A 19,579-nucleotide genomic window follows, 5' to 3' on the forward strand; every position below is an offset into this window, starting at 1 on the left:
GCAACCGCCGGCCCTTCGGTGACACGGCACGCGCTCCACTCAAAGTGGGCGCGTGCGGCTCTCCAGCCAGGCCAACGCCTCGCCCGCCACGAGCGGCGCGAGGCGTTCGCGCACCACAGAGTGGTAGTGGTTGAGCCAGTCGATCTCGTCCTGGCGCAGCAGGCTGCGGTCGATGCAGCGGGTGTCGATCGGGCACAGCGTGAGCGTCTCGAATTCGAGGAACTCGCCGAAGCGGCCGCCTTCGGCCGTGTTGGCCTGGACGTTGAGTACCAGGTTCTCGATGCGGATGCCCCACTGGCCTTCGCGGTACAGGCCGGGCTCGATGCTCGTCACCATGCCGGGCTCCATCGCCATGTGCGGCGTGGGCACGGCCTTCGAGATGCTTTGCGGGCCTTCATGCACGTTGAGGAAGTAGCCCACGCCGTGGCCGGTGCCGTGGCCGTAGTCGAGGCCCTGCTCCCACAGCGGGGCGCGGGCGATGGCGTCGAGCATCGGCGACAGCGTGCCGCGCGGGAAGCGCGTGCGGCTGAGCGCGATCGTGCCGCGCAGCACCAGCGTGTAGTCGCGCTTCTGGGCCGCGGTGGGCGTGCCGATGGGCCACACGCGGGTGATGTCGGTGGTGCCGCCGAGGTACTGGCCGCCGGAGTCGATGAGCAGCAGGCCCTGGCCGTCGATCACCGCATGCGACTCGGGCGTGGCGCGGTAGTGCGGCATCGCGCCGTTGGCGTTGAAGCCGGCGATGGTGGAGAAGCTCAGCCCCACGAAGCCCTGGCGCTTGGCGCGGGCGGCGGAGAGTTTTTCGTCGATGGTGAGTTCGGTGATGCGTTCCTTGCCGAGCGCCTGCTCGAACCAGGCGTAGAACTCGCACATCGCCGCGCCGTCCTGTGCCATCGCCTGGCGGATGTGGGCGGCCTCGGCGCTGCTCTTGCGGCTCTTGAAGAGCGTGCTCGGGTTGATGGCCTCGACCACCTTCACGGTCGCGGGCACGTTCTCGCGCAGGCCGAGCGTCACGCGGGCGGGGTCGATCAGCAGCGTGTCGCGCTCGCTCAAGGCCTTGAGCGCGGTGCCGGCTTCGGCATAGGGCGCGATCGACACGCCGTCGGCCTTCAGCGCCGCCTGCACGTCGCCCGGCACCTTGCCGTCGGCGACGAAGAGCGTCGCCCCATGCAGGCCGACCAGCGCGTGGGCGAGGAAGACCGGGTTGTAGGTGACGTCGGCGCCGCGCAGGTTGAAGAGCCAGGCGATGTCGTCGACCGTCGAGATGAAATGCTGGTTGGCGCCGTGGCGTGCCATCGCCTCGCGCACCTGCCCGAGCTTGGCGCTGCGGGCTAGCGGTGCATGCGGCGGCTGATGCTCGTAGACCGGCGCGTCGGGCAGGCCCGGGCGCTCGGGCCAGATGGCGGCCAGCACGTCGAAGTCGGTGCGCAGCTTCACGCCGGCGGCGGCGAGGCGGCTCTTCAGTGCCTGGGCTGCGGCAAGGCCGAGCACGCTGCCATCGACGCCGACCGTCTCACCGGCCTTCACCTGCGTGGCCAGCCAGTCGAGATGGTGCGAGGCGGCGCCGGTGGGGATCTTCACGAGCTCGATGCCGGTGCCGGCGACCTCGGCTTCGGCCTGCACCCAGTAGCGGCTGTCGGCGAAGAGGGCGGCGCGGTCGAGCGCGATGGCCAGCGTGCCCATCGAGCCGGTGAAGCCCGAAAGCCACTGACGGCCTTGCCAACGCTCGGGCAGGTATTCCGACAGGTGCGGGTCGCTGGAGGGCACCAGCACCGCGGCGAGGCCTTGCTGCTTCAGCGCGTCGCGCACGCGTTCGAGGCGCAGGCGGATGGGGGAGGTGCGGGTGTCCATGGTCGGGTCCGATCGGGCTGCGGCCTGCCCGGGACGGGCCGGCGCCAAGGTGGGTTTGATTCTAGGAGTGCCCCCGGGTTTGCCCCGGCTGCTCGCGCGGTCTTCAGGCGAGGGGCTGGGTGTCGGGAGCGTCCTGCAGCGGCGGGGCGCTGGCGGATTCGGTCGCACGCGGGGTTTCGGCCACCACCCGCGCATGGCGCTCGAAGGTGAGGTAGGCCCAGGCCCAGTCGATCAGCACCACCAGCCGGTTGCGAAAGCCGATCAGGAAATAGATGTGCGCGAAAAGCCAGAAGAGCCATGCGAAGAGGCCTGAGAAACGGATGGCGCCGAACACCGGCACCGCGAGGTCGACCACCGCGGCACGCCGGCCGATGGTGGCGAGGCTGCCGTAGTCGCGGTAGCGGAAGGGCTCGGTCGGCTCGTGCTTCAGGCGGCGCAGCAGGTTGGCCGCGGCCAGCCGACCCATCTGCTTGGCGGCCGGGCTCACGCCGGGCACGGGTGTGGGTTCGGCATGTGGGTGATCCGGGTCGTAGCTATGCGCGGCGGCCAGGTCGCCGATGACCTGGACCTCGGGGTGTTCGAGCAGGCTCAGGTCGGGTTGCACGACCACGCGGCCGGCGCGGTCGAGTTCGGCGTTCGCGGTGGCGGCCAGCGAGCGGCCGAGCGGCGAGCCGGCCACGCCGGCGGCCCACACCACGGTGTGGGTGGGCAGGTGGTTGATGAGCTGCACGTCGCCTTCGTGGCCTTCGTAGGTGACGCCGGTCTCGTCGATCGCGGTCACCTTGCAGCCGGTGCGCACGTCGACCTTCAGGCGCTTGAGCTGCTCGCGGGCGCGCTGCGAGAGTTCGGGTACGAAGCTGCCGAGCACCTTGCCCGAGCCTTCGAGCAGCACCACGCGGGCGAGCTTGGAGTCGATGCGGCGGAACTGCTGCGCCAGCGTGTGCTGGGCGATCTCGGCCAGCGTGCCGGCCATCTCGACGCCGGTGGGACCGGCGCCGACCACGACGAAGCTCATCCACGCGGCCCGCTCGACCGGATCGGCACAGCGCTCGGCGCGCTCGAAGGCACCGATCACGCGGGCGCGGATGTCGAAGGCGTCGGCCAGCGTCTTCAGGCCCGGTGCGTACGGTGCCCAGTCATCGTGGCCGAAGTAGCTGTGGGTGGCGCCGGCGCCGACGATGAGGTGGTCGTAGTCGAGCCGCTCGCCGTCGTCGAGCACCACCGACTTGTCGGCCGCGTCGATCGCGGTCACCTCGGCCTGCAGCACGGTGAGGTTGCCGCGCTTCATCTCGCGCCGCAGGATGTGGCGGATCGGCGCCGAGATGGCTGGCGCCGACAAGCCCGCGGTCGCCACCTGGTACAGCAGCGGCTGGAAGAGATGGTGGTTGGTGCGGTCGATCAGCGTGATGTTGACCGGCGCCTTCGACAAGGCCTTCACGGCTTCGAGGCCGCCGAAGCCGCAGCCGATGATGAGGACCTTGGGTTTGTGGTTGGGGCGGGAGGTCATACGTTGGCGGATGCTGAGGGTGGGGTGTCGACCGCGAGCCGCCCCCGCACCATCTGGATGTGGCTGCGCAGCGCATACAGCTCGTCGGCGTAGCTGAGCGGCACCGACACATGCTCCACGCTGCGTTCAATGTCGTCGAGCTCCTTCATCAGCTCATCCGCAGGCCGCTTGCCCTGTGCGTCTTCCACCACGCGCAGCCGCCCGTACCAGCGGAACACCCGCGAGCGGATGCGGAACTCATACAGCGGCGGCAGCACCCGGCTCAGCGGGATGAGGATGGCGATGATCGACAGCAGCGCCACCCACATGCGATCCACCAGGTTGGCCAGCCAGAAGGGCATGAATTGCTGCAGGAACGGCGTGCCCTTGGCATAGAAGCGCTGGGCCTCGTCGGCGACTGGCCGCTCGGTGCCCTTGATGCTCGGAAAGTCTCCCTTGCGCTGGAACCAGCCCGCCTCGCCGTGGATCTGCTGCGCCGCCTGCACGAAGAGCTGGATCAGCGCCGGGTGTGTGCCCTGGCGCGCCACCAGCGTGGCGGTGGGGGCGATGAGGTGCACGTCGGCCGGCGGCATGTCGGCGGCGAGGTCGACCACGCCGCGCGGCAGCGTCACCGCGCTCAGGAAGGCGAAGCGGCGCGAATATGCATCGGCCTGGTTGAAACTGAAGAGCTTGATGCCGGGCGTCTGCAGCAGCATCTGCACCATCACCGACTCGGGGGCGCTGGCGAAGCTGACGGCGTCGATGTTGCCTTCGAGCAGACCCTGCACCGCGGGCGTCTGTGCTTCGCGCAGCAGGGTGATGCTGGCGGTGTCGACCTTGTTGGCTTCGAGCAGCCGGCGCATCAGGTTGGGCACGCCGCTGCCGCGGGCGCCGATGTTGAGCTTCCAACCCGGCAGCTGGGCCAGACTGGTGAGCGAATCCGACTTCAGCAGCCGCTTCGCCGAGTCTTCGCGGTAGAAGATCCACACCGGCTCGTAGAAGAGGCTGCCGAGCGAGACCAGCGAGTCCTCTTCTTCGTCGGCCGGCCGTCGCTCGCGCTCGTCGGCGCCGCCTTGCACGAAGGCGATGTCGACGCCCGAGGCCGCGTCGCGCAGCAGGCGCAGGTTCTCGGCTGCACCGTTGGTGGGCCGCAGCTCGACGGTGATGCCGTGCTGCTTGAGGAACTGCACATAGCGGCGGCCGAACTCGGCATAGGCGCCCTGGTCGACGCCGGTGGCCAGCACCACCTTGCGCGGCGGCGTGGGGTCGAGCACCCAGTAGGCCAGCGCCAGCAGCACCAGCGCCAGCAGCAGAAAGGGGCCCGCGGTGGCGATCAGGTCGCGGGCCGACAGCAAGGTGTTGCGCAGGACTTTGGGCATGGCGGGAACGATACCGTATGCTTTTTCGTCCCTGCTCCCTTCACCCCTGATGCGCATCCTCCTCGTCGAAGACGACCGCATGATCGGCGACAGCCTGCGCAACACGCTGCGCCAGGACGGCCACGCCGTCGACTGGGTGCGCGACACCGGCGCCGCCCAGGCCACGCTCGGCACCGAGCGCTTCGACCTCGTGCTGCTCGACCTGGGCCTGCCACCCACCGCCGATGCCGCCCCCAGCGGCGAAGGCGGCCTGGGCGTGCTGCGCTGGCTGCGCGGCCGGGCCGACGCCACGCCGGTGATCGTGCTGACCGCGCGCGATGCCCTCGGCGACCGGGTGAAGGGGCTCGATGCCGGCGCCGACGACTACCTCGCCAAGCCCTTCGAGTTCGACGAACTCAATGCCCGCATGCGCGCCGTGCTGCGCCGCCACAGCGGGCGTGCGCAGCCGGTGCTGTCGCACCGCGGCGTGACGCTCGACCCGGCCACCCGGCAGGTCACGCACGACGGGCAGCCGGTGATCCTGTCGGCGCGCGAATTCGCGGTGCTGGAAGCGCTGATGACCCGCCCCGGCGCGCTGCTCTCGCGGGCCCAGCTCGAAGACAAGCTCTACGGCTGGGGCGAAGAGATCGAGAGCAACGCCGTCAGCGTCTACATCCACCAGCTGCGCCGCAAGCTCGGGGCGGAGTTCATCCAGAACATGCGCGGCGTGGGTTACTTCATTCCGGCATGAAGGTCGAGCGCCGGGCCGCCCCAAGCCGACCGCGCCCCCTCGGGGGGCAGGAGCGAAGCGACGTGGGGGCTTCATGAAATCCATTCGCGCCCGTTTGCTGCTCGTGCTGCTGGGCATGCTGACCCTCATCGCCCTGGTGATGGGCGGCGTGACCTACCGCAACGTGCTGGCTGAGACCGAGGCCCTGTTCGACTACCAGCTGCGCCAGATGGCGCTCTCGCTGCGCGACCAGGGCGAGGTGAGCGAGAGCCAGGCCGGCGCGCTGGCCAACGAGCAGCTCGACTTCGTGGTGCAGATCTGGACGCTCGACGGCCGCAGCATCTACGCCACCCGCGCGCATGAAGACCTGCCCTCGCGCGCGCTGCTGGGCCTGGCCGACGTGCGCGTGAAGGGCGAAATCTGGCGCACCTACAGCGTCGCCACGCCGGGGCGCGTGATCCAGGTGGCGCAGCCGCTGGCCACACGCCAGCGCCTGGCGGCCGAGGCGGCGCTGCGCAGCGTGGTGCCGCTGCTCGTCCTCGTGCCGCTGCTGGCGGGGCTCGCGTGGTGGTTGTCGGCGATGGCGCTGTCGCCGCTCAACCGGGTGGCCGCCGAAGTCAAGTCGCGCGACGACAAGCTGCTGCAGCCGCTGGCCGAGCAGGGCCTGCCCGACGAAGTGTCGCCGCTCGTCAACGCGCTCAACGGCCTGTTGCAGCGCCTGGGCCAGACGCTCGACACGCAGCGCGCCTTCCTCTCCGACGCGGCGCACGAGCTGCGCTCGCCGCTCACCGCGCTCAAGCTGCAGATCGAGTCGCTGCGGCGAGCGCCCGACGACGACGCGCGCGCCAAGGCGGTGTCATCGCTCTCCGACGGCATCGACCGCGCGGCCCGCATCGTCGAGCAGCTGCTCGCGCTGGCCCGCAGCGAGCCGGGCGCGCAGCCCCCGCCGATGGAGCCGCTCGACTTGTCGGAGCTGGTGCGCCAGGCGGTGGCCGACACCGTGCCCTATGCCTTGTCGCGCGGCAGCAGCTTCTCGCTGCAGGCCGATGCGCCGGTCACCGTGCGCGGCGAGCGCCAGGGGCTGACCGCGCTGGTGCGCAACCTCGCCGACAACGCGGTGCGCTACGCACCGCCCGGCTCGCAGGTGGAGCTGCGGGTGTCGCTGGAACAGGGCGTGCCGCTGCTGCAGGTCGACGATGCCGGCCCCGGCATTCCCGCATCCGAGCGTGAACGGGTGTTCGATCGTTTCTACCGTCGGGCCTCCGGTGGCGAAGAGGGCACGGGCCTCGGCCTGGCCATCGTGCGCAGCGTCGCCGCCCACCACGGTGCCACGGTCACGCTGGGCCAGTCGCCGCTGGGGGGATTGCAGGTGCGGGTGCGCTTTCCTGCGCCCTAGGAATACCGTTTGCTGCGGGGTAATGGCTGGCTGAATTACGCTGTCGCCCCGTCCAAGAACAGAAGAGAGGTCGTGTCCATGAACTTGCGCCGTGTGTTGCCCTTCGTGCTGTCTGCCGCCTTGTCCGTTGCAGGGCTGGCGGGTTGCGGCACCAACGTCGTCAACCCCGTCACCGGACAGACCGAGCGCTCGGTCATGAGCGAAGCCGACGAGATCGCGCAGGGCAAGAAGGCCCACGAGGAGGTGCTGAAGGAATACGGCGTCTACCCCGACACGAAGCTGCAGGCCTATGTGAACGACATCGGCCAGAAGCTTGCCGCGCAGTCGCACCGGGCCAACCTCAAGTGGACCTTCACCGTGCTCGACAGCCCGGAGATCAACGCCTTCGCCCTGCCCGGGGGTTACGTCTACATCACGCGCGGCATCATGGCCTACCTCGACAGCGAGGCCGAGCTGGCTGGCGTGATCGGCCATGAGATCGGCCACGTGACCGCCCGCCACGGCGCGCAGCGTGCCACCCGCCAGCAGCGCGCGGGCATCGGCGTGCTGGCGGCCACCGTGCTCGGGGCGGTGCTCGAAGGCGCGGGCGTGGGCGGCGCCACCGACCTCGCGAGCCAGGTGTCGCAGACGGCGGCGGCCGGCTACATCGCGTCGTACAGCCGCGAGCAGGAAACGCAGGCCGACCAGCTGGGCGCCGAGTACCTCGCCCGCAACAGGTACAACCCGCAGAACATGGTGGATGTGATCCAGGTGCTGAAGAACCAGGAGAGCTTTGCCGCCGAAGCGGCCAAGGCCGAAGGCAAGGCCGAGCCCTCGTCCTCGGGCTGGCTGGCGTCGCACCCGGCGAACGACAAGCGCCTGGCCGACATCAAGGCCTACGCCACCCGGTACTCGGGCCAGTACGGCGACGACTCCCGCGCTCGCTACCTGCAGGCGGTCGAAGGCATGACCTTCGGCGACGGCCGCGAGCAGGGCGTGGTGCGCGGGCGCAACTTCTACCACGAGCCCCTGGGCATCGCGCTGACCGCGCCCAACGGCTGGAAGGTGCAGAACTCGTCGTCGGCGATCGCACTCGTCAACGGCGAAGGCACGGCCGGCCTGATCGTGAGGCTGGTGCCGCCAAACGCCGGCAGCACGCACGACGAGATCATCCGCAACGCGGTGAAGCCGGTCGACGGCCGCACCGAGCGGCGCAGCGTCAACGGGCTGAGCGCCACGCACTTCGTCGGCACGGTGCGCAACCAGCAGGGCCAGACCGGCCAGGTGCGGCTCACGCTCGTGGCCGGCCCCGGCAACCGCAACTACCTGCTGCAGTACGCCGCCAAGGACGCCGCCGCCATGCAGCGGGCCAGTGTGCAGATGGTCGAGGCCGAAGGCTCCTTCCGCGAGCTGAGCGCCGCCGACCGCGCGGCGGCGCGGCCGTGGGTGCTTAAGACGGTGAGCTTTCCGCGCGGCGGGTTCCCCGAGCTCGCGCGCGGCTTCCCGATGCCCGAGCTGGCCGAGTCGCGGCTGCGTCTCTTGAATGGTGTCTACGGAGGCCACGCCGAGCCGAAGGTGGGGCAGGCGGTCAAGACGGTGCGCTGATGCTCGCCTCACAACCGTCATTCCCGCGTGCGCGGGAATGACGCAAGGGGCCCGTCAAGCCGCCACGTGGATCGCGTGCAGCCCCATGGGCATCAGCCGCGGCATCTCGGCCTGCGCCAGCGGCCCGTCGGCCAGGCGCTGCGCCTCGAACACCGAGAACAGCGTGCGCCCGCGCGCCAGGTCGAGCGCGCTGCCGAGCAGCCAGCCGTCGCCTTCGCGCGTGCTGCCGGGGCGGGGCACGAAGAGATGCTCTTCCACCATCACATCGGGCCCGTAGCGGTAGTGGTCGGTGTGGCCGCGGCCGATGTCGTGGCGCATCACCGCGTCATACCCCGGCCGGTCGCCCGGTGACAGTCGCAGCGCGGCAAAGAGCTGCTGGTGGCGCTGCCCCGTCTGGCGCGGGTCGATCCGCGGGAACTCGGCGATCTGCGGCAGCACCTGCTGGCGGGCGCGCCGGGCCTTCAGGTCGACCTCGATCAGCGTGAGCTGCGCAAACTCCTTCGCGATGAAGCTGCCGCGCATGATCTCCTTCAGGCCCACGGTGGCGTGCCAGGCGTCGTCGGCGCGCATGCAGTCGAGTCGGATCACGCCGTCACGGTCTTCCCACGCGTTGCCGATGTGGAAGACAAAGCCCGCGGGCAGCTCGAACCACTGCGGCTTGTCGAGCGCATCCTTCGGCAGCACCAGCACGCGCAGGCCGAGCTGCGGCTTCCACACGTGGCTGTCGAGAAAGCTCTGGCCGCCTTTCATGCGCGCCCCGTCGAACACCAGCGGCGGCAGCAGGAAGACGAGGTGCCGCGCCGTCACGGCGAAGTCGTGGACCATCGCGATGTGCGGCACCGGCAGCGTGGTCGCGGTGGCGAGGACGCCGTCGGGCCGCACGCGGTAGATCACCAGCCGGCCGGCCATCGCGCTCACGCCGAAGTTCCACAGCGTGCCGTCGGGCTCGATGCGCGGGTGGGCCGAGAAGGGCACGCCGGCGAAGTCAGGCGACCAAGTTTTCACGCCGCGGGTTTCGAGCGTCTGCTCGTCGAGCCGGTAGGCCGAGCCGCCTTCCCACAGCGCCATCAGCTCGCCAGCATGCTTGACCACGCTGGTGTTGGCGACGTTGAGCGAGTCGGGCCCGGTGGGCGGCTTGGCGCCCGGCACGGCGGTGCCGAAGCCCGAGCGCACCGGGCGGCCGGCGGCGGTGTCGTCGAGGTATTTCTCGGTGCGCACGAAGCGGCCCTGGTGGGTGATGCCCGTTGCGCCGAGCGTGTAGCGCTGCAGCAGGCCGTCGCCGTCGAACCAGTGGTGGTAGCGCATGCCGCCGAGCGCGTGGCGGGCCGGGCCGTTGCGGAAGAAGGCGCCGTGCAGCGCGGTTGGCAGCGTGCCGCGCAGCGTCATGGCCATCGGCGCCACGTCGGCCTGCACGCCGACGAAGGCCTGCGTCCAGGGGTGGGCGGCGCGCCGGGATTCGAAGCTCTCGGCGGTGGCCTCGTCGGCCCGCGCGAAGAGCGGCAGGCCTCCGGCCGCCAGGGCGCCGGCGCCGAGCAGGTGTTGCAGCGCGTCGCGGCGCGTCGGGCCCTGGGGCGAATGGGTGTCGTGCATGGTGGCCTCCGTCGTCTCAGCGCAGGGTCACGCGCAGGGTGGTGTCGGCCTGCACGTCGATGGCGGCAGCGTCGAACGACGGCGGGCCCATCAGGCCGCCTGTGCCGGTGAAGCCGTAGCGCTCGGTGGGCATGCCCAGCACGTTGGTGTCGAGCTTTCCGTTGCCGTTTTCATCGTGGTAGCCGGAGAACGCATAGCGGCCCGGGGCGAGGTCGGAGAAGACGAGCACCGTCTTGTCGCCGGCCGAGGGGATCTTCAGCGTCTGCACGGCGTTTTCGATCTTGAGCCAGCCGGTGTCGCTGTTGTAGATCGCAGCGCTCACGGTGCCTTGCGTCGAGCGCGCGTCGGTGACTTCGATGGTGAGGGTGAGGGCGGCGGCGGTGCCGCCGGTGCCGGCAGACACCAGGGCGATGGCAATCAGGTGGGTCAGTTTCATGGTCGGGTCCTCGCTGGGGTGAAGTGAGGAGCCGATGGTGGCGAGGGCTCCCGGCCGCGGCGACGGCGGTGCGACGAACTGCCGGCTGCCGTCGCGAACGGTGTCGGGGGCGGCGTGAGCGAAGGGCGGGAAAAGGGGGCTCTTGAAATCTTCCGGCCGGCGCACATCTCCTGCTCTGCCCGGCGGCAGTACCGGCCGGCCCTCAGACGAACCCCAAGGAGGCCCAGATGTTTGCATCGATCCTGAACTACCCCGACAGTGTCTTCGCCCAGTTCGACCGCCTGCGTCGTGACCTCGACGACGTGTTTGGCGGCTCGGGCGTGCCGAGCAGCATCCGCTCGGTGGCGCTCGGCAGCGTGCCGCCGCTGAACGTCGGCCGCACCGCCAAGAGCGTGGAGGTGTATGCCTTCGCGCCCGGCCTCGACGCATCGAAGATCGACGTGACGCTCGACCGCGGCGTGCTGCGCATCAGCGGCGAGCGCGTGGCCGACGTGCCCGAGAAAGACCCGAAGACGAGCGTCTACGCCCGTGAGCGCGCCGTCGGCCGTTTCAGCCGCTCGGTGGCGCTGCCCGATGACATCGACCCGGCACAGGTGAGCGCGACCTACCGCGATGGCGTGCTGCAGGTCAGCATCGGCCGCAAGGAAGCGGCGCAGCCCAAGCGCATCACCGTGCAGTGACGCGACGACGAACGCATTGACGCAACGGAGGACTCTCATGAGCAACCGCAACGACATCACCACCACCCAGGCCGGCCAGCAGACCCCGGCCACCCCGGCCCAGAACGAGCTGCAGCGTGCGGTGCAGCCGGCGGTCGACGTCTATGAGACCGAGGCCAGCATCACCCTGCTCGCCGACATGCCCGGCGTGCCGCGTGAGCAGCTGGAAATCCACGTCGAAGGCGACTCCCTGCTGATCCAGGGCCAGGCCCAGCCGCAGACCCCGCCCGACCTGGAGCCGCTGTGGGCCGAAGTGCGCACGCCGCGCTATCGCCGCAGCTTCACGCTCAGCCGCGAAGCTCGACACCTCGCGCATCGAAGCCAACCTGAAGGACGGCGTGCTGACGCTGCGCATCCCGAAGCAGGCGCATGCGCAGCCGCGTCGGGTGCAGGTCAACGTGGCCTGAACTGTCGGCGGCTTCCGAGCCACGAGCCCGCGGCAATCCCGCGGGCTTTTTTTGCGCTTTATATTCCACATCGGCTATATACTGGATCGACCATGCAGACCGATCCGCTCAACCTCGCTTTTGCTGCGCTGGCCGACCCGACGCGGCGTGCGATCGTGGCGCGGCTGGCCCGGGGCGAGGCGACCGTCAACGAACTGGCCGAGCCGTTCGAGCTGAAGCAGCCTTCGATCTCCAAGCACCTGAAGGTGCTCGAGCGCGCCGGCCTCATCTCGCGCAGCCGGGCCGCGCAGACTCGGCCCTGCCGTCTGGAAGCGGCGCGGCTCAAGGACGTGGCCGATTGGGTCGGCACCTATCGGCGGATGTGGGAAGACAGTTTCGACAAGCTCGACGCCTTCCTGCAGACCACTTCTTCCCCTTCGCCAAAAGGAAAAGCCCATGGGCGCAAACGCTGATGCCGTCGTGTTCGAGATCACCCGCCACTACGACCGGCCGCTGACGACCGTGTGGCAGGCCTGGAGCGAGGCCGAGGCGCTGCAGCAGTGGTGGGGGCCGAAGGGCTGCACCATCGAGGTGAAGCGCTTCGAGTTCCGGCCGGGCGGCTTCTTCCACTACGCGATGCGCTTCGCCGATGCCGAGCCGATGTGGGGCCGTTTCAACTACCGCGTGATCGAGGCGCAGAAGCGTCTGGTGTGGCTGAACTCGTTTGCCAACGAGCGATGCGGCATCGCCCGTGCGCCCTTCAGTCAAGACTGCCCTCTGGAGATCGAGAACACGGTGTCCTTCACCGAGGCCGGTGGGCGGACCACCGTCTTCCTGCGGGCGCAGCCGTTCGGCGAAGGGCCGGCGGAGCGGCGGTTTTTCGAGGGTCTGCAGCCCTCGCTGAACGAGGGCTACGGCGGCACGTTCGACCAGCTGGGCGACTACCTCAGGCGCTGACGCCGCGCTTGTGCTCCACGAGCTTTACGAGCGTGTGCAGCACGCGGTTGGCCGGCGTGGGCACGCCCAGCGCCTCGCCACGCTTCACCACCAGCCCGTTGAGATGATCGATCTCGCTGGTCTTGCCACGCGCCACGTCTTGTGCGGTCGATGAGTACTGGCCTTGCATGGTCTCGCCGATGCGCCGCGCCGCGGCGGCCACGTCGCCCGGCATGCTGATGCCTTCGGCCGCGGCCACCGCCTGGCACTCGGCGATCACGTCGCGGATCACCTCGCGCACGCCGTCGACCTTCAGCAGCCCGCCGTAGGGCAGCTGCGCCACGGCCGACAGCGCGTTGTAGGCACAGTTGATCGTGAGCTTGGCCCACAGCGCGCCGCGCACGTCGGGCGAGACCTCGGTGGGCACGCCCGAGGCGATGAGCGTGCGCGCCAGCGCGTCGCTGCCCTCGAAGGGCTCGATCACCAGATCGCCTCGGCCGTGGTGCTTCAAGTGGCCGGGGCCGGCCATCTCGGTGGCCACGTAGACCACGACGGCGGCCACGGTGTGCTGCGGCAGCACGCGGCGCAGCCGCTCGGCGTTGTCGACACCGTTCTGCAGGCTCAGCACCACCGCGCCGGGCGCGAGATGGGGGCGGATCTCCTCGCCGGCGGACTCGGTGTCGCCGGACTTCACGCAAAAGAGCACGAGCTGTGCTCCGGCCACCGCTGCGGCCTCGGTGCTTGCCTGCACCGGCACGCGCTCGTCGAAGCTTTGCGTGTCCATGCGCAAGCCCTCGCGCTGAATCGCATCCACGTGCTGCGGCCGGCCGATCAGGGTGACGCGGTGGCCGGCACGCGCGAGCATGCCGCCGTAGTAGCAGCCGACGGCGCCGGCGCCCATCACGGCAACGGTCAGCGTGGGGGTGGTTTCGTTCGTGTGTTGTGGCATGGCCGTGCAGGGGTGTGGGTCGGGAAATTGCGTCAATCTGGCGCAGGGTTTGCGCGCATCGCGGTGCAGCAACGCGTGGCGAATACTAGGCCGTTGCAGTCCCTTTTGCAGGAGCCAGACGCCATGCGCGATTACCTCAAGTTCTACATCAACGGCCGTTGGGTCGACCCCAAGACGCCGAAGACGCTCGACGTCATCAACCCCGCCACCGAAGGGTTGGCCGGCCGCATCTCGATGGGGTCGGCCGCCGACGTCGACGCCGCCGCCAAGGCCGCACGCGCGGCCTTTGCCAGCTACTCGCAGACCACGGTCGACGAGCGTGTGGCGCTGCTCGAACGCATCATCGGCGAGTACAAGAAGCGCTACGCCGACATGGCCGCCGCCATCACCGAAGAGATGGGCGCGCCCGCCGCGCTGTCGCAGAACGCACAGGCCGCGATGGGCATCGGCCACCTGCAGACGGCGCTGGGCGTGCTCAAGCAGTTCCACTTCCAGGAGCCGCGCGGCACGACGCTGATCGTCAAAGAGCCGATCGGCGTGTGCGGCTTCATCACGCCGTGGAACTGGCCGGTCAACCAGATCGCCTGCAAGGTGGCGCCGGCGCTCGCGGTGGGCTGCACCATGATCCTGAAGCCGTCGGAGATCGCGCCCTTCTCAGCGCAGATCTGGACCGAGATCCTCGATGCGGCCGGTGTGCCCGCGGGGGTGTTCAACCTCGTCAACGGCGACGGCCCGACGGTGGGTGCGGCGATCTCCAGCCACCCCGAGGTCGACATGGTGTCGTTCACCGGCTCCACGCGGGCCGGCATCGAAGTCGCCCGCAACGCGGCGCCCACCGTCAAGCGTGTGCACCAGGAGCTGGGTGGCAAGTCGCCCAACATCATCCTGCCCGATGCCGATCTCAAGAAGGCGGTGACGGCCGGCGTGCGTGGCGTGATGACCAACTCGGGCCAGTCGTGCAACGCCCCCACGCGCATGCTGGTGCCGAATTCGAAGATGGACGAGGCCATCGCCATCGCCAAGGCGGCCGCCGAAGCCACCACGGTGGGCGCACCCGACAGCGGCGCGATGCTCGGCCCGGTGATCTCGGCCACGCAGTGGGACAAGATTCAGACGCTGATCCAGCAAGGCATCCAGGAAGGCGCCACCGTGGTGGCCGGTGGCCCGGGCAAGCCGCAGGGGCTGGAGAAAGGCTACTACGTGAAGCCGACCGTGCTCGCCAAGGTGACCAACCAGATGACCGTCGGCCGCGAAGAGATCTTCGGGCCGGTGCTGGTGATGATCGGCTACGACACGGTCGACCAGGCGGTGGAGATTGCCAACGACACGCCCTACGGCCTGGCCGCCTACGTGTCGGGCAGCGACGTCGAGCAGGTGCGCAAGGTCGCCTCGCGCCTGCGCGCCGGGCAGGTGAACCTCAACAGCGCGGCCGTCGACATGATGGCGCCCTTCGGCGGCTACAAGCAGTCGGGCAACGGGCGCGAGTGGGGCGACCACGCCTTCGGCGAGTTCCTGGAGACCAAGGCGGTGCTGGGCTACGAGGCCAAACCCGCCTGAGCGTCACGCGCGTGTGATGGAATGTCGCGCAGCCGGGCGTGCCGTGCGCCCGGCGACTCACCGCGCGCCATCCCATGAACGAACTCGAACTCAAGTTCCGGCTCGACCCGGCGACGGCGCTGCGCTGGCAGCAGCTGTTCAAGGCCCAGGGTGCCAAACGCCTGCGCTTGCGCGCCCGTTACTTCGACACCGCCGACACCCGGCTCGCCGCCGCCAGCGTCGCCCTGCGGCTGCGGCTTGAGGGCCGGCGCTGGGTGCAGACGCTGAAAGCAGCCGGCGACAGTGCGGTGCACCGGCTGGAGCACGAGGTGGCGGTGCCCTCGCGCGGCGGCGAGCCGCCCGCGCTCGACATCACCCGCCACGAAGGCTCGCCCGCGCTCGATCGCCTGCGCCAGGCGCTCGGCGACCTGCCCGCCACCGCGCTGGAGCCACGCTACGAGACCGACGTGCAGCGCTCGACGGTGATGCTGCGCGGCTTCGACGGCTCCGGCGTCGAAGCCGCGCTCGACATCGGCAAGGTGGTGGCCGGCGAACACGAAGCGCCGATCGTCGAACTGGAGCTGGAGCACGTGGCCGGCCCGGCCCAGGCCGTGTTCCAGCGGGCACAGGAAGCGCTCGGCCTGGGCGGCATGTGGCTCAGCAGCATCTCGAAGGCCGAGCAGGGCGAGCGCCTGCGACAGGGCGGCCCGGGCGCTGCGGTCAAGGCCGCGCCGCTGCAGCTGCCGCGGCATGCGACGGGCGCCACCCTGCTGCGCAGCGTGTTGCACAGCGCGCTCGCGCAGATCCTGCCCAACACGAGCGTGGTGGCCGAAGGGCGCGCCGACAGCGAACACATCCACCAGGCGCGGGTGGGCCTGCGGCGGCTGCGCACCGCGCTGCGCGAGCTGTCGGACTTCAGCCCCCACATCGACCCCGCTTGGGAGCCGGCGCTGGCCGCCACCTTCAGCGCCCTCGGTGAAAGCCGCGACAGCCAGGCCGTGGCCGACGCGGTGCAGCCCCTGCTCGAAGCCGCCGGTGCGCCCAAGACACGCTGGACGCCCACCGTCGTGGCCGATCCGGTGGAGGCCGTGCGCGACCCCGAGTTCCAGCGTGCGCTCGTCGGCGTGCTCGCGCTGGCGCATGCCGGCGACGAGGCCTACACGCCGCTCACGGAAGGCGAAGTGCTGTCGCACATCGGCGGGCACTTGAAGCGCCTGCACCGCCAGGTGCTGAAAGACGGCCAGCGTTTCATGCGCCTGCCGATCGAGCGGCAGCACCGGGTGCGCAAGCGTGCCAAGCGCTTGCGCTACCTGAGCGAATTTGCCTGGCCGCTGTGGCCGGCCAGGCGCGTGGAGCGCTACCTCGACGAACTCAAGCCGGTGCAGGACGCACTCGGCCACCACGCCGATTGCGCCGTGGCCGCCGCCAAGTTCACGCAAGACGCGCTCGCCGACCCGGCGGCACAGTTCGCCGCCGGCTACCTGACGGCGCACCTCGCCGTCACCGGCCGGGCCGCGCACCAGCAGCTGAGGCGGCTGGCCAAGGCCGAGCCTTACTGGAAGCAGCCGCCGCTCAGGCGCTCAGCTCCTTGATCATGTTGCGCGCGATCACCATCTGCTGGATCTGGCTCGTGCCTTCGTACAGGCGGAACAGGCGCACGTCGCGGTAGAAGCGCTCCATCGCGTGCTCGGCGATGTAGCCCGAGCCGCCGAGGATCTGCACGCCGCGGTCGGCCACGCGGCCCACCATCTCCGATGCATAGAGCTTGGCGCACGAGGCCTCGGTCGAGTGCGGCAGCTTCTGGTCGCGCTTGCGGGCCGCGTCGAGCACCATGCATTCGGCGGCATACAGCTCGGTCTTGCTGTCGGCGAGCATCGCCTGCACGAGCTGGAATTCGGCGATGGGCTGGCCGAACTGCTTGCGCTCCACGGCGTAGCGCAGCGCGTCGTCTAGGATGCGCTTGGCCACGCCCACGCAGATGGCGGCGATGTGGATGCGGCCTTTGTCGAGCACCTTCATCGCGGTGTAGAAGCCTTTGCCCTCCACGCCGCCGATGAGGTTCTCGGCGGGCACGCGGCAGTTGTCGAAGATCACGTCGCAGGTGTGCGCGCCTTTCTGGCCCATCTTCTTGTCGCGCTTGCCGAGCGTGATGCCGGGCGACTTGGCGTCGACGATGAAGGCCGAGATGCCCGAGGCACCTTTCTTGGCCGGGTCGGTGCGGGCCATCAGCGTGAAGATGCCGGCCTGCGGCGCGTTGGTGATGAAGCGCTTGGTGCCGTTGACCACGTAGTGGTCGCCGTCCTTGATGGCGGTGGTGCGCAGCGACGCCGAGTCGGAGCCCGAGTCGGGCTCGGTCAGCGCGAAGGAGGCGATGATTTCACCGGTCGCCATCTTGGGCAGGTACTTCGCCTTCTGCTCCTCGGTGCCGTCCATCAGGATGCCCTGCGAGCCGATGCCCACGGTGGTGCCGAAGACCGAGCGAAAGGCCGGCGAGGTCTGGCCCATCTCGATCATCGTGAGCACCTCTTCTTCCATCGTCAGCTCCAGGCCCCCGTAGGCCTCGGGGATGGTCAGTCCGAAGAGGCCCAGCTCACGCATCTCGTCGACGATCGCCGGCGGGATCTCGTCGGTCTCGGAGACCTCGTGCTCGGCAGGCACCAGGCGCTCGCGCACGAAGCGGCGCACGCTGTCGACGAGGGCGGTGAGGGTTTCTTGATCGCGGATCATGATTTTTTGGATGGCAGTGCTGAAAGCCGAAAGCCTACCGCGTCTCGTGTTGTCACCTAGGCGACTTGCCAGGTGCCCTTGCTGACAGCCTGCCGCCAGCAACCTTCGCGGCTTGTGCCTACCATGCCGGCCTCGCATCAAGACGAGCCCCCATGTCGACATTCCCTCAGCACCCCGAGGCCGCGGTTTCCATCGCTGGCCTGTCCAAGACCTATGCCGGCGGCTTCCAGGCGCTCAAGCGTGTGGACCTCGACATCCGCCGCGGCGAGATCTTCGCGCTGCTCGGGCCGAACGGCGCGGGCAAGACCACGCTGATCTCGATCGTCTGCGGCATCGTCACCGGCAGTGAAGGCCGGGTGACGGTCGCCGGCCACGACATCGTGCGCGACTACCGCGTCACCCGCAGCAAGATCGGCCTCGTGCCGCAGGAGCTGGCGACCGACGCCTTCGAGAGCGTGTGGGCCACAGTGAGCTTCAGCCGAGGGCTTTTCGGCCGTGCGCCCGACCCGGCGCGCATCGAGAAGGTGCTGCGCGACCTGTCGCTGTGGGACAAGCGGAACGAAAAGATCATGGCGCTCTCGGGCGGCATGAAGCGCCGCGTGATGATCGCGAAAGCCTTGTCGCACGAGCCCGAGATCCTCTTCCTCGACGAGCCCACTGCGGGCGTCGACGTGGAGCTGCGCCGCGACATGTGGGAGATGGTGCGTCGCCTGCGCGAAGGCGGCGTGACCATCATCCTCACCACCCACTACATCGAAGAAGCTGAGGAGATGGCCGACCGTGTGGGCGTGATCCGAAAGGGCGAGCTCATCCTCGTCGAAGAGAAGGCCACCCTCATGAAGAAGCTCGGCAAGAAGCAGCTCACCATCGAGCTGGAGCAGCCGATGGCCGAGCTGCCCGCGGAGCTGGCGGCCTTGCAGCTCGTGCTCAAGCCCGGGGGCCACACGCTGCAGCGCGAGTTCGATGCGGCCGAGGCGAGCACGGGCGTGGCGCCCGTGCTCAAGCGGCTGGGCGATCTCAACATCGGTTTCAAGGATGTGCACACCCAGCAAAGCTCGCTCGAAGACATTTTCGTGAGCCTGGTGCACGACGACCGCAAAGAGGGAGTGCCGGCATGAGCAGCAGCGTGGGAATCTTCAACCGCCATGGTGTGCTCGCGCTCTATCGCTTCGAGATGGCGCGCTTCTTCCGCACCGTGGGGCAGAGCCTCATCACGCCGGTGATCACCACCTCGCTCTACTTCGTGGTCTTCGGCTCGGCCATCGGCCAGCATATGCAGAACGTGAACGGCGTGCCGTATGGCGCCTTCATCGTGCCGGGGCTCATCATGCTGTCGGTCTTCACGCAGAGTCTGTCGAACGCGTCCTTCGGCATCTACTTCCCACGCTTCACCGGCACGGTCTACGAGATCCTGTCGGCACCGATCTCGCCTTTCGAGATGGTGGTGGCCTACGTCGGCGCGGCGGCCACCAAGTCGGTGATCCTCGGGCTGGTGACGCTCGCGACCGCGGCCTTCTTCGTGCCGCTCAAGATCGCGCACCCGGTGTGGATGGTGGGGTTCCTGGTGCTCACCTCCGTCACCTTCAGCCTCTTCGGTTTCATCATCGGCATCTGGGCCAAGGGCTTCGAGCAGTTGCAGCTCATCCCGATGCTCGTGATCACGCCGCTCACCTTCCTGGGCGGCGCGTTCTACTCGATCGACATGCTGCCGCCGCTGTGGCGCACCGTCACGCTCTTCAACCCGGTGGTCTACCTGATCGACGGCTTCCGCTGGAGCTTCGTCGACACCGCCGACGTGGGCGTGGGCTGGAGCCTCGCGGCGGTGTCGTTCCTGCTCCTGGTGTGCATGGGCATCGTCGCCTGGATGGTGCGCACCGGCTACCGGCTGAAGAACTGAG

17 protein-coding genes are annotated in these 19,579 nt (G+C 69.4%); 10 read left to right on the forward strand and 7 right to left on the reverse strand.

What is annotated here, in order from left to right:
- Nucleotides 1–39 precede the first annotated feature (39 nt).
- The 3 genes from LRS03_RS00080 to LRS03_RS00090 all read right to left on the reverse strand — a co-directional run bounded on the left by LRS03_RS00080 (nucleotide 40) and on the right by LRS03_RS00090 (nucleotide 4,713).
- Nucleotides 40–1,848, reverse strand: a complete 1,809-nt coding sequence (locus tag LRS03_RS00080) for an aminopeptidase P family protein (RefSeq protein WP_257823290.1) — start codon at nucleotides 1,846–1,848, stop codon at nucleotides 40–42.
- A 103-nt stretch (nucleotides 1,849–1,951) separates the two neighbouring features.
- A complete protein-coding gene (locus LRS03_RS00085; protein ID WP_257823291.1) occupies nucleotides 1,952–3,355 on the reverse strand; it encodes an NAD(P)/FAD-dependent oxidoreductase in 1,404 nt (467 codons plus the stop codon).
- Nucleotides 3,352–4,713 (reverse strand): TAXI family TRAP transporter solute-binding subunit, encoded by a 1,362-nt coding sequence (locus tag LRS03_RS00090; RefSeq protein ID WP_257823292.1) that lies wholly within the window; start codon nucleotides 4,711–4,713, stop codon nucleotides 3,352–3,354. Before LRS03_RS00090 ends, LRS03_RS00085 begins: the two co-directional genes overlap by 4 nt.
- Nucleotides 4,714–4,762: 49 nt before the next feature.
- Between LRS03_RS00090 and LRS03_RS00095 the strand changes: the two genes are divergently transcribed.
- From LRS03_RS00095 to LRS03_RS00105, 3 genes are all read left to right on the forward strand, one after another.
- On the forward strand, nucleotides 4,763–5,443 hold the full coding sequence (locus LRS03_RS00095) for a response regulator transcription factor (RefSeq protein WP_257823293.1): 681 nt from the start codon (nucleotides 4,763–4,765) through the stop codon (nucleotides 5,441–5,443).
- Nucleotides 5,444–5,516: 73 nt separating this feature from the next.
- On the forward strand, nucleotides 5,517–6,818 hold the full coding sequence (locus tag LRS03_RS00100) for an ATP-binding protein (protein ID WP_257823294.1): 1,302 nt from the start codon (nucleotides 5,517–5,519) through the stop codon (nucleotides 6,816–6,818).
- A gap of 78 nt (nucleotides 6,819–6,896) precedes the next feature.
- On the forward strand, nucleotides 6,897–8,402 hold the full coding sequence (locus tag LRS03_RS00105; protein WP_257823295.1) for a M48 family metalloprotease: 1,506 nt from the start codon (nucleotides 6,897–6,899) through the stop codon (nucleotides 8,400–8,402).
- 54 nt (nucleotides 8,403–8,456) lie between these two features.
- On the opposite strand, the gene LRS03_RS00110 is transcribed toward LRS03_RS00105, so the two are convergent.
- Both LRS03_RS00110 and LRS03_RS00115 read right to left on the reverse strand, forming a co-directional pair.
- Nucleotides 8,457–9,992, reverse strand: coding sequence for a carotenoid oxygenase family protein (locus LRS03_RS00110; protein ID WP_257823296.1), 1,536 nt, complete (start codon nucleotides 9,990–9,992; stop codon nucleotides 8,457–8,459).
- Nucleotides 9,993–10,008: 16 nt separating this feature from the next.
- A complete protein-coding gene (locus LRS03_RS00115; RefSeq protein WP_257823297.1) occupies nucleotides 10,009–10,428 on the reverse strand; it encodes a DUF2141 domain-containing protein in 420 nt (139 codons plus the stop codon).
- A gap of 227 nt (nucleotides 10,429–10,655) precedes the next feature.
- Here LRS03_RS00115 and LRS03_RS00120 point away from each other — a divergent pair, with 227 nt between their 5' ends.
- The 3 genes from LRS03_RS00120 to LRS03_RS00140 are packed head-to-tail and all read left to right on the forward strand — an operon-like array spanning nucleotide 10,656 to nucleotide 12,490.
- Nucleotides 10,656–11,108: an Hsp20/alpha crystallin family protein gene (locus LRS03_RS00120; protein ID WP_257823298.1), complete on the forward strand. Its 453-nt coding sequence runs from the start codon at nucleotides 10,656–10,658 to the stop codon at nucleotides 11,106–11,108.
- Nucleotides 11,109–11,145: 37 nt separating this feature from the next.
- Entirely contained in the window at nucleotides 11,146–12,006 is an 861-nt protein-coding gene (locus LRS03_RS27000; protein WP_489739907.1) for a metalloregulator ArsR/SmtB family transcription factor, read from the forward strand.
- Nucleotides 11,990–12,490 (forward strand): SRPBCC family protein, encoded by a 501-nt coding sequence (locus LRS03_RS00140; protein WP_257823299.1) that lies wholly within the window; start codon nucleotides 11,990–11,992, stop codon nucleotides 12,488–12,490. The genes LRS03_RS27000 and LRS03_RS00140 overlap by 17 nt, the downstream gene beginning before the upstream one ends.
- Here the strand turns inward: LRS03_RS00140 and LRS03_RS00145 are convergent.
- Complete coding sequence (locus LRS03_RS00145; RefSeq protein WP_257829331.1) at nucleotides 12,480–13,385, reverse strand: ketopantoate reductase family protein; 906 nt, start codon at nucleotides 13,383–13,385, stop codon at nucleotides 12,480–12,482. The two genes, LRS03_RS00140 and LRS03_RS00145, sit on opposite strands and share 11 nt — an antisense overlap.
- Before the next feature lie 156 nt (nucleotides 13,386–13,541).
- On the opposite strand from LRS03_RS00145, the gene LRS03_RS00150 reads away from it, so the two are divergent.
- Both LRS03_RS00150 and LRS03_RS00155 read left to right on the forward strand, forming a co-directional pair.
- Nucleotides 13,542–14,975: an aldehyde dehydrogenase family protein gene (locus tag LRS03_RS00150; RefSeq protein ID WP_257823300.1), complete on the forward strand. Its 1,434-nt coding sequence runs from the start codon at nucleotides 13,542–13,544 to the stop codon at nucleotides 14,973–14,975.
- A 74-nt stretch (nucleotides 14,976–15,049) separates the two neighbouring features.
- On the forward strand, nucleotides 15,050–16,546 hold the full coding sequence (locus LRS03_RS00155) for a CYTH and CHAD domain-containing protein (RefSeq protein WP_257823301.1): 1,497 nt from the start codon (nucleotides 15,050–15,052) through the stop codon (nucleotides 16,544–16,546).
- Here LRS03_RS00155 and LRS03_RS00160 read toward each other — a convergent pair.
- A complete protein-coding gene (locus tag LRS03_RS00160; protein ID WP_257823302.1) occupies nucleotides 16,527–17,681 on the reverse strand; it encodes an acyl-CoA dehydrogenase family protein in 1,155 nt (384 codons plus the stop codon). The two genes, LRS03_RS00155 and LRS03_RS00160, sit on opposite strands and share 20 nt — an antisense overlap.
- 152 nt (nucleotides 17,682–17,833) lie before the next feature.
- On the opposite strand from LRS03_RS00160, the gene LRS03_RS00165 reads away from it, so the two are divergent.
- Nucleotides 17,834–18,799: an ABC transporter ATP-binding protein gene (locus LRS03_RS00165; protein WP_257823303.1), complete on the forward strand. Its 966-nt coding sequence runs from the start codon at nucleotides 17,834–17,836 to the stop codon at nucleotides 18,797–18,799.
- Nucleotides 18,796–19,578 carry an ABC transporter permease gene (locus LRS03_RS00170; RefSeq protein WP_257823304.1) on the forward strand — a complete coding sequence of 261 codons (783 nt, stop codon included), beginning with the start codon at nucleotides 18,796–18,798 and terminating at the stop codon, nucleotides 19,576–19,578. The genes LRS03_RS00165 and LRS03_RS00170 overlap by 4 nt, the downstream gene beginning before the upstream one ends.
- The last annotated feature ends 1 nt before the right edge of the window (nucleotide 19,579 follow it).

This window comes from Rhizobacter sp. J219, from assembly GCF_024700055.1.
Lineage (GTDB): Bacteria > Pseudomonadota > Gammaproteobacteria > Burkholderiales > Burkholderiaceae_C > Rhizobacter.